The sequence below is a fragment of the Bradyrhizobium sp. AZCC 2262 genome, assembly GCF_036924535.1.
Taxonomy (GTDB): domain Bacteria; phylum Pseudomonadota; class Alphaproteobacteria; order Rhizobiales; family Xanthobacteraceae; genus Bradyrhizobium.
The window spans coordinates 761511-771241 of record NZ_JAZHRT010000001.1 but is presented as its reverse complement, the minus strand read 5'-3'; the positions used below and the strand labels follow the sequence as shown (position 1 = coordinate 771241).

The window sequence follows — 9731 nt, the reverse complement described above, 5'->3', positions numbered from 1 at the left end:
CTTAACCGGGCACCGGATCGCTTGCAGCACCGAACTGGCGCTTGCAAATTAAATAATATAAAGTTTTATATACCAGGGTACCAATATGGCAAGATGCCATTTGCGTTGAACGATCGGCTTTGAGGCAGGCGCCCCCGTTACCCGGGCGCCCTGTTCATCACATCGGGAAGTACGTCCGATCGCAGGAGTCTAGCCGGGTTCCCGGCCACGATACAGCGGGCCGGGACATCTTTGGTGACGACGCTCCCTGCCCCGATGATGGCTCCGTCGCCGACCCTGACGCCGCCGATTACAATTGCGTGGGGCCCTATCCAGACATCATTGCCTATGACGGGGTATTCCGTTTTCCGACCGCTCGACGAAATCGTGTCTTTGCGGCCTAGCACTGCCCCATTGAACAATGTGACGTTCGAGCCGATCTGCGCATCCTTGTTCACCACGATTCCCCATCCATGGACGAGAATTAGCCCGGGACCCGCACGAACGCCTGAGGGCATGTCGATCCCAACCTTGCCCTGCGCAAGCCGGTGCAACAGTCTCGCCAGCAACCGCAAAAACTTGCCACTGCTCCATTGGCAAAGTCTGAGCGTAAGGACCGGTCGAAATGTACGGTTGACTGCAGCGAGCGCAACGATCGAGCCCACCGACATTGTTTTGCCGGTGACTCGAAAGGCATCCGCTCTGATGTCACTCGAAAACGATGCCATGGTTACTGGACCAATTCTCGCTCAAGCCGAGGATTTCACAACTTGCGAATCCTCCTGAAACAGCGTGGCGTAGGCCTCGAGCAATTTCGGCGCTTCATGTGGCCAGGCAAGGTGCTCAAGTACACGCTTCCGTCCAAATTCTCCAAGTCGCTTTCGCCTCTCTTCGTCAGCCAGCAGTTCCAGTATCTTGTCGGCAAAATCGATCGGATCGTTCAAGCGGGCGTAGAGAGACGCCTCTTGAGCAGTAAATCGACCTTCGGTTAGATCGAATTGCACAATCGGCTTGGCGAGCGTCATATACTCCATGATTTTGTTCATGGTCGATTTATCGTTCATATCGTTGCATTCATCGGGATTAACGCAAACGTCGGCGGTATTCAGAATTTTGAGCAGTTGCTCATCTGAAATTCGGCCCGTGAAAGTTACGTAGTCCGCAACATCAAGCGCGACTGCAAGCGCTTTAAGCCTCTCCAGCTCCGGTCCACCGCCGGCGATGCAAAATTCTACATCGCTGCGTTTCAGATCATGGATGATATACCTCGCCGCCTCCAACAAATAGCGCAGCCCCTCCTGGCCGCCCAGAACTCCGACATAACCGACGTAGTAGGCACGCCCCTTCTTGAGCGAAGGATCCGGAGGAACAATCCTCAAACGTTCAAGATTGGGGCCCGAGCGGACAACAAAAACACGGTCCGGCTTCATTCGACCGCGTCCCGTCGCAATGGAGCGATACGAATTGTTCGTCGCTATCGAAATGTCCGCAATGGCAAAGGTCCAGCGTTCAAGTGCAACGATAATTCGATATAGAAAATTGGTTTTGCCGAACTTCGCCTCGAACAACTCGGGATTGATGTCGTGATGATCGAAGACAAATTTCTTTCCGAAAAACAGCTTGAAGAACCCTCCGACCAGAAAAATTAGATCCGGTGGATTGCATGCGTGAATAACGTCAAAACCACGTTCAAAATAAACCCGGAACGCAAGAAGAAACTCCCAAAACAGCGAGACACTGTATTCCACAAAATAGAAATACATTGTCCGTGCTTCGAAGAGCGGATGTCGGTAGATGTGGATGCCGTCGATAATCTCATGACGAGCGAGGGCGCCTGAACCCACCGGGCAAATCACTGAAACTTCATATCCCGCCTGCACCAGCGTCGTAGCCTCGTTCCAAACGCGACGATCGAATGGAACCGGCAGGTTTTCGACGATGATTAGAATCCGCCTCGCGCGCGACGAAGCACCGGTTAATGCGATCTCACCAGCTAATGCCATCGTACTGTCCATCGAGGGTGCCACGGTCTTGGATGCGGACCAGATCAACAACAAACTGGTCCTGTCGTATGCGCGGAGCGATGCTGCGAAATTCCGGATCGCCGTTTCCGATCACGACGACCTCGCCGTGCAAAAGCGCTGCATCAAGGGAATCGACCAGCAAGGACGAGACGTGAGGAATCATCCGCAACAAATACTCCCTGTTCGCACCGACAAGTTTTGACAAATTCACGTTGCGGTCGAAAATACGGATGTCATACCCCTTGCCAAGGAGGCGCTCGATTACTTCCAATATCGGGCTCTCGCGGAGGTCATCTGTCCCGGCTTTAAAGCTCATACCCAGGATGCTCACGGGCCGCTTTCCGAGCTGCAAGATCATATCGAGGCCGCGAGTCGTTTGCTTTTCATTGGAAGGAAGGATGGACCCAATGAGCGGCAGATCCAGGTCGAGCGAACGAGCCTTGTGAACCAGGGCGCGAACATCCTTCGGCAGGCAAGACCCTCCGAACGAAAATCCCGGCTTAAGATAGTAACCTGACAGATTTAATTTTGAGTCCTTGCAAAAGATGTCCATAACCTCGTGACTGTCAACGTCAAGGCTCTTGCAAATGATTCCGATCTCATTGGCGAATGCCACCTTTAGGGCGTGCCAAACATTGTCGGAGTATTTAATCATTTCGGCGACCTCTATCGAGGTGCGGACCAAGGGCGCCTTAATCCCGCTATACAAGGACTCGATCTCGCTCCCGGTCCTTTCATCCTCCGCACCTATCACCGTCTTCGGCGGGGCGTGAAAATCACTGAGGGCCGTTCCCTCACGCAAAAACTCCGGATTGCTACCGACGCCGAAGTCAACGCCGGCCTTTTTCCCGCTTGTCGCTTCGAGTTCAGGAATGACGACGTTACGGATTGTTCCGGGGAGAACGGTGGACCGGATTACTACGGAATGCCACGACGACTTCTGTCGAAGCGCGGCTCCGATTTCAGCGCATACGGACTTCACTGCACTGGTGTCGAGATCGCCATTCCTCCTGCTCGGAGTTCCGACGCAAATGAGAGACAAATCGGTCGCGAGGATAGCTTCGTTTGCGTCGTGAGTTGCGCTCAACTGCCCGCTGCCGACGGCCTCGCCGATCGTTTTGTCCAGATCCAGTTCGATTACCGGCGCCTTACCTTGATTTATAAGCGCAACCTTGGCCTCCGAATAATCGACGCCAACAACCGAATGACCAAGCGTGCTGAGACAGCCCGATGTTACAGCCCCGACATATCCAAGGCCAAAGACGCTAATTTTCATGTTTCAAATCATCACAATGTGGGTGCCAGATCATCGACTAAGCGTCGAGAGCCGCCGCTTCAACTCTCCTGCGAAGTGACCGCGCAAATGAATTCCTAGCGAATTCAACCATGATAATCCATCCTATTAATAGAAAATACTTAATTTGAAAAGGAACCCCTGAAACTCGAATGACAAATGTGTTACAAACCGGTTTGTAGTTTAGCTGCTTTCGGTATCTCTCCCGAAGCCCAAACTTCACAATCGGAGTCGGTTCGTTTATCGGAATACGCGCGTCAACCGCTGCAAACAAATCCGCATCGCGATCACAAACTCACGCACATTTCCTGCGATTCACGCTGTCCGCCGCATTGAACCAGATCGTGGTCAGCCGCGATATGTATGCTCCAATTTCGTAGTGTCTGGCATGGTCGCGTTGGGCAGCCGCACCTAGCGCCTCGCGGAGTGTCCCATCCTCGATTAATCGACGAATAGCGCTTGCAAGCGCATCAACGTCCCCCACCGGTACAAGAAGTCCATTGGATTCGTGGGTGATGACATCTTCCACAGCTCCCACCGGGGTTGCGATGACGGCGATACCGCACGCAAATGCTTCAAGAATTGACATCGGCAGGTTCTCGGCGAATGAGGGTAGGACAAATATGTCGGTTTGGCCCAGCACCTCATTGATTGCCGCGGAATCGAGCCAGCCTGGCACTTTGACCCGATCGTCGATCCCGAGTTGTTGTGTGCGCGCGATCGTCTCTTGCACTTTGCCATTTCCCGCGATCGTAGCCGTCCAGTCCTGACGACTGACCAGGCGCCCAAGCGCCTCAACCAGCTGAGGGGTACCCTTCCGCTGGCCCAACTCGCCGAGAAAGGAGATCCGGACACGCCCGTCAGCCGCGGGCTCGCGCGCGAGTCGGATTGGAGCTGTCGCGTTCGGGAGGACAGTGATTTTTTTCTCAACTTGCGGCACGTGGGTCGTAACCAATTGGGACCAATATTTCCCAAGCACGATTATAGCCGCGCTTTCCGCGAACATCCGGTCAACTAGATTGCGGACATATGGTCCCGCCGACGGCCAGAATTGATGAAACCTGGAACCATGGAGGTGCAATACATAGGGCACGCCTAGACGTCGGGCGAAGCGGGCCAGAAATGCTTTCCGAATGGCACTTCCCCCTGCTGCCAGATTGATGTGCAGCAGATCCACTTCGCCGCGTCGTTTTAATTTCCAGAACCGAACGAGTGCCCGGCCGAACACGAACGGCGCCCAGACCAGCGAGCCAGTTCCCCTGGTCACCAATCGGTCCACACGAACTCGACCATCCGCGCTATTTTCGACTGTATCTACGATAAGGTCCGTCAGGCGGTCGATTCCGCCTCTCTGTCGTGCACCAAAGGGCGTCGCAATCAAAACGCGGAGCAGAGGTGCCTGCAACATCAGAAAAAGCTCCCATCAGAAAACAGAGGTTACGTTCCGAAACCTATAAAGCACACGCGGCTGCTGTCAGCCTGCTACATCGAACAGTATTAACGCCTGCGGCGTATCCAGGGAAAAAAGGCATTACAAATCGCCGCGCACACCGTTTCGGAGACGATTTATGCGGCTCGGGGATATTTGACCATATTAATTATATTTTCCCGGCATCTTAAATCCGTACAAATCCGTGCTTGGCTTTGAAAACTCGGAGCTGTTATAAGTCCTGAATTCTGCAAAAATTGCGGAGCGGAACATGTTTGCCGAACCCCTTATTGAATTGGACTGGTCGAATTTCAAGCCTTGGGCGGTCGCTCCAGTCAGCCACAAAGTATCGGAGCATCCCCTACTCCAGATTGGTCAGTTGATCGAACTGGCCAAACGCCTCGAGACCAAGGGTGGCATTCGCGCGCACACGAGCGACGCCGGGGCAGGTACCGCATTCGGCGACGCACCCGATTTGCATCCAGTTGCGGGCCCGCTGATCCAAACAATGGAGCATATTGAGGCAACGAAAGCATGGATGTCTCTGCTCAATGTTCAAACGGATCCTGTCTATCGTCAACTTGTCGACGATGTCCTGAGCAGCGTTCGCCCACAGGTCGAGGCCAAAGACCCGGGGATGTCGTATTTTGGCGGATGGATATTCGTCAGTTCACCGCGGACGGTCACTCCGTTTCATATCGACAAGGAACATAATTTCATCCTGCAGATTAGCGGCCAGAAGACCGTTTATGTGTGGGAGCCCGACGATCTGCGAGTGGTCAGCGAGCGAGCGCGTGATCGCTTCCATTCTCGCCATCGGCGAGATTTGATCGTCTGGCGAGAGGAGTTCCGTGAATTGGCGCACTGCTTCAAGCTTGGCCCCGGCCAGGGAGCGTACATGCCATCTACCAGCCCGCACCTTGTCGAAGTTGGCGAAGGGCCCTCCATTACAATGAGCTTCACCTACTATACTGACAGTACCCGCCGCGATAACTTGGTCCACAAGGTCCGCGGTCGCATGGCCGAGTTCGGTGTCAACATTCCAGCGTCCTGGCACAGTGGCCGGTTCGATCAGACCTTGTACTGGGGCGCGAAGGCTGCGCGGGCTGCTGCACGCATTGGCTACCAGGCAACCGGTCGGAAAGTTGGTCAGGAGCATGCAAGGTATGCCCGGGCGGAGAGCTAGCAACTGAGCCGGCCGCAGGCGGTAGCAGTCGCGTCTGGAAAAGCGTTGTCGCTTAGAGCATAAAAATGCAACAGCATTTGTGGCAAACGCCCAAACTGGACACTCCAACAGGTATGGAGCTTCAAGAGACCGATATGTGGGACAAGGCGCGCCGCGAGCTCGACTGCTGGGCTGAGGCTGGTCTGACGGCAAGGTTCTGGGTGCGCGATGACGACGCCTGCCAAGCCTCGGAAAATTTGGAACGGCTGCGTGATCTTGCCGCCAGGCACGATATCAGAATTGGGCTTGCCGTGATCCCGGGAAAGATCGCTCCCGATCTTTGTGAATACCTCGGCAGAAGCGTGCTGCAATTTTATCCCATGTGCCACGGGTGGAAGCACATCAACTATAACCGGCGTAACAAGCCAGCTGAATTTGGTCCGGATCGACCTATTTCAAGCATGATCGTGGATGCAAAATCAGCACTGGACCTGTTTAAGGAACATTTCGGTACATCAAAGGCAATATTTGTCCCGCCCTTTAACGCCATCACACCTGGTTTGGTCAGGGCTCTTCCGAATATCGGTTTTTTCGGCATCTCATTAGTGCCACCCTTCCTCGAGAACAAAATGCTGCAATTGGTTTCTCGACTTAATCGGAAGGCGGTAGTCAAGCTTCCCGCCTCCTCGCGCGGTCCTCGTATCGACGTTCACCTGGATGTAATAAACTGGAAAACGCGGACAGCACAGGACACGAAGACAATTGCCAATCAGCTCTTGCAGCAGTTACGCGGCAGGCGATTAGGACTTCTAGCTGCCGATACACCGATTGGCTTATTGACGCATCATTTGGCGCACGATGAGCCGATTTGGCGCACCTGCGACGAAGTATTAAGGGTTCTCCAGTCACACAAGGCGGTGGAGTTCATTGACGTTGGCAGATGGGCCGACGAGTATCCCCAGATGTACGCCACGCCCGTCACCACGCAGGCTGGTCTAAGGGTCTCGTAGTTCAGGTTCTGGTTGTTCGCTGAACGATAGCAGGCTGCATATACAGGGATTGCACGCTCAATAGTCACTCTTGACCATACGAGAAAATGACCTCGATACGGACTTTGAACCAATGGCGCCGCGGACTAAAGGTTCGCCCCGAGTATGGCGAGGTCCACGTGTGGCGAATGCAATTCTCATCCACAAACCATTCGAAACAGGCATGGCCGCTGATGAGCGACCAGGAGCGCGCACGTGCGTCTGCTTTTCGTTTCGAGCCCGATCGCGAGCGATTCTGCAAAAGCAGGCTTCTGGTTAGGTGCGTACTCGGCCGTTATCTCGATCTGGATCCCGCAGAGGTCGATATCAAGCCAGGCCCAAACGGAAAGCCCTTTATCGATAATGCCAGCGGTAACCACGGCATCGAGTTCAATCTGGCGCATTGTCGATCTGAGGCCCTGCTCGCCGTAACATCCGGCCAATCGGTCGGCATTGACGTGGAAGATGGCGGGAGCATACACAAAGCGGATGTTGACGCACTTGCTCAGGAGTGCTTGACCGACCGCGAAGCTCAAATCCTTCAGTCGCTCGCCGGCCCGGACCGTGTTCGAGCGTTTCTTCTGTGCTGGACCCGAAAGGAAGCTTTGCTCAAGGCGGTCGGACAAGGGCTCTTGGCCAAACTCAACGATTTCGAAGTACCACTCGATTGCGCAAGTTGGCGCGTGAGCTGGACGCCGGAGAGTTCCACCAAAGCTTCGATATTCGAAATGGCTGATTTGAGTGAAGGCAACGTACTTGCTGCGGTTGCAGCAACGAGGATCGTTGGACCTGTCACCGTATCGAATTTCCATGATCTACACGATGGCATGCCCACTTACTTGCAGGTCGATGGAGATTAGCCAGGTGGGCGTTGCTTGATTTACTCGCGGCCAGATGGTGGGCAAACGGCCGCCGTTCGGGGCCAAATAATTGACGGGATGGTGCCTCGTGGTTTTGGTAGCGTCGACGACCGTCGAAGTGTGGCCGAGCGAGTAGTCGTACCTGTGCGCAATTTACCCAATCCCACGACAAAGAAACTTCCCGCAAAGATTGCAGACGGTATACGGGTCTATGCGATCGGGGACATTCATGGTCGCAGCGATCTTCTTCAGCCACTGTTGGCTCAGGTTGAGACAGACATCTCCGCGCACTTCATACCTCATCCCATCCTCGTCTTTCTTGGCGACTATTTGGATCGTGGGCCGTCATCTCGCCAGGTGATTGAGCAACTTGCTCTTCAGAGCGAACGCAGTGAGGTCGTTTTTTTGAAAGGAAACCACGAACATTATCTGTTCGAATTCTTGAAAAACCCTGCTTTTCTGAAAGCGTGGCTTCGGTTCGGGGGACTTGATACATTGCGCTCGTATGGAATTGTCACGAGCAATTATTCCGACGCTCGGGAGCAAGAGCTTTTGGCTATGTCATTTCGTCTCGCCCTGCACGAGAACGGTCATTACAATTTTCTAAGCAGCTTGAGGCCTTCGTTTACGTGCGGGGATTTTTTCTTTGTTCATGCAGGAGTGCGCCCTGGCGTTCCACTTGATCAGCAGAGCGAGAAAGACCTTCTTACGATCCGCAATGAATTTCTTCTATCTAAGTCGGACTTTGGAAAGATAGTGGTTCATGGTCATACGCCGGTGCCGCGGCCAGAAATTCACTCAAACCGCATAAATATCGATACTGGCGCCTATGCGACGGGACAGTTGAGTTGTCTTGTCCTCGAACAGGATGAAATACGGTTTATTTGATCACAACTGATTTTCTTAATGCATGGCGGTCAGTCACGACTGACAGAAGGACGCTCCGACTCCTGCCGGCCATTCTTCGATCCCCCGGCCTGTACTTTGTCGGAACAACTGCGGCCAACCGTTTGGGTTGGCCATGGGGTTTGCCTTCGGCGCTCGCATCGCGCCGCGCGCCTTGCGCGCGAGTTCACGAGAGATATGCAGTTAAACAGCCTTGGGAGTTACTCATGCCAAATTTCATCGGATCAATCACCGCGCGGATTGGCGCGCTGAGCGGTATGACAGCGAAGATATCTTTCGTCGCTTTGGTTCTGTTCCCGGCCTCTACCTTGACGGCCCAAGAGGCGGCAAATTTTCGTTGGGCACCTCTGCTCGACCCTAAAGCCAGTATCACGATCCGGGGGATCCAATATGCGCCGGAGTTTGCCGCGCATGATTGGAGCATTCGTCGAGCTACGGACGCTGCCACTGATCTAACGCGTTTTGAGGTTCGCCCTGGCGATCAGTGGAGTGAAGATCGCGACTCGGGCGAGAACAAGGAGCGATCAGAGTTCGATGGCTACAAGCAGAAGTTCGCGCATGGCGCGGATGTCTGGGGCGCGTACTCATTTCTTGTCGAGCCAGGCGCGGAATATCGATCCGATTGGACCGCCATCAGCCAGATGCATGGGACCAAGGTGCGGGCGTTCCATGTCCATTTCAAAGCAGGGAATCTGATCATCTATAGCGAGCATTCCAAGCCCGGCGGTACAGGCGGAGTTTCTGCCATTCGCTACAACAGCCGCCTGTCGCGGAACGTCTGGCACAACATCGTCTTCCATTTGAAAGAGAGCACGTCCGATGACGGTCGACTGGAGTTCTGGTGCGACGGAAAAAAAATTGTCGACTTCACCGGCGCAATTGGTGCGGCTGGCAATCAGGCGTACTGGAAATTCGGAGTGTACCGAGGCTATGGGCCAATCGCGACTCCGTTGGCAATTCAGTTTGCCAACATGGAGATCGGTACGTTGGACCTAACGGCAAGGATAACCAGTCCGCTGGCGATCAAATAGGCCCGGAACATTGAG

The 9731-nt window shown here is 54.1% G+C and carries 8 protein-coding genes and 1 pseudogene; 5 read left to right on the top strand and 4 right to left on the bottom strand.

Annotated elements, in window-relative coordinates:
* Nucleotides 1–137: 137 nt before the first annotated feature.
* From V1283_RS44555 to V1283_RS03550, 4 genes and pseudogenes are all read right to left on the bottom strand, one after another.
* Nucleotides 138–332 (bottom strand): annotated as a pseudogene (locus V1283_RS44555) (DapH/DapD/GlmU-related protein); the annotation flags it as partial.
* A 396-nt stretch (nt 333–728) separates the two neighbouring features.
* Nucleotides 729–1982, bottom strand: coding sequence for a glycosyltransferase family 4 protein (locus V1283_RS03560; RefSeq protein WP_334385061.1), 1254 nt, complete (start codon nt 1980–1982; stop codon nt 729–731).
* Nucleotides 1966–3279: a nucleotide sugar dehydrogenase gene (locus V1283_RS03555; protein WP_334385060.1), complete on the bottom strand. Its 1314-nt coding sequence runs from the start codon at nt 3277–3279 to the stop codon at nt 1966–1968. The genes V1283_RS03560 and V1283_RS03555 overlap by 17 nt, the downstream gene beginning before the upstream one ends.
* A gap of 313 nt (nt 3280–3592) precedes the next feature.
* Nucleotides 3593–4705 (bottom strand): glycosyltransferase family 4 protein, encoded by a 1113-nt coding sequence (locus tag V1283_RS03550; RefSeq protein ID WP_334385059.1) that lies wholly within the window; start codon nt 4703–4705, stop codon nt 3593–3595.
* A 292-nt stretch (nt 4706–4997) separates the two neighbouring features.
* Between V1283_RS03550 and V1283_RS03545 the strand changes: the two genes are divergently transcribed.
* The 5 genes from V1283_RS03545 (at nt 4998) to V1283_RS03525 (ending at nt 9716) form a co-directional block, all read left to right on the top strand.
* A complete protein-coding gene (locus V1283_RS03545; protein ID WP_334385058.1) occupies nt 4998–5912 on the top strand; it encodes a cupin-like domain-containing protein in 915 nt (304 codons plus the stop codon).
* 65 nt (nt 5913–5977) lie between these two features.
* Nucleotides 5978–6901: a hypothetical protein gene (locus V1283_RS03540; protein ID WP_334385057.1), complete on the top strand. Its 924-nt coding sequence runs from the start codon at nt 5978–5980 to the stop codon at nt 6899–6901.
* 86 nt (nt 6902–6987) lie between these two features.
* Complete coding sequence (locus V1283_RS03535; protein WP_442895696.1) at nt 6988–7779, top strand: 4'-phosphopantetheinyl transferase family protein; 792 nt, start codon at nt 6988–6990, stop codon at nt 7777–7779.
* Nucleotides 7780–7794: 15 nt separating this feature from the next.
* Nucleotides 7795–8667 (top strand): metallophosphoesterase, encoded by an 873-nt coding sequence (locus V1283_RS03530; protein ID WP_334385055.1) that lies wholly within the window; start codon nt 7795–7797, stop codon nt 8665–8667.
* A gap of 224 nt (nt 8668–8891) precedes the next feature.
* Entirely contained in the window at nt 8892–9716 is an 825-nt protein-coding gene (locus tag V1283_RS03525) for a heparin lyase I family protein (protein WP_334385054.1), read from the top strand.
* The last annotated feature ends 15 nt before the right edge of the window (nt 9717–9731 follow it).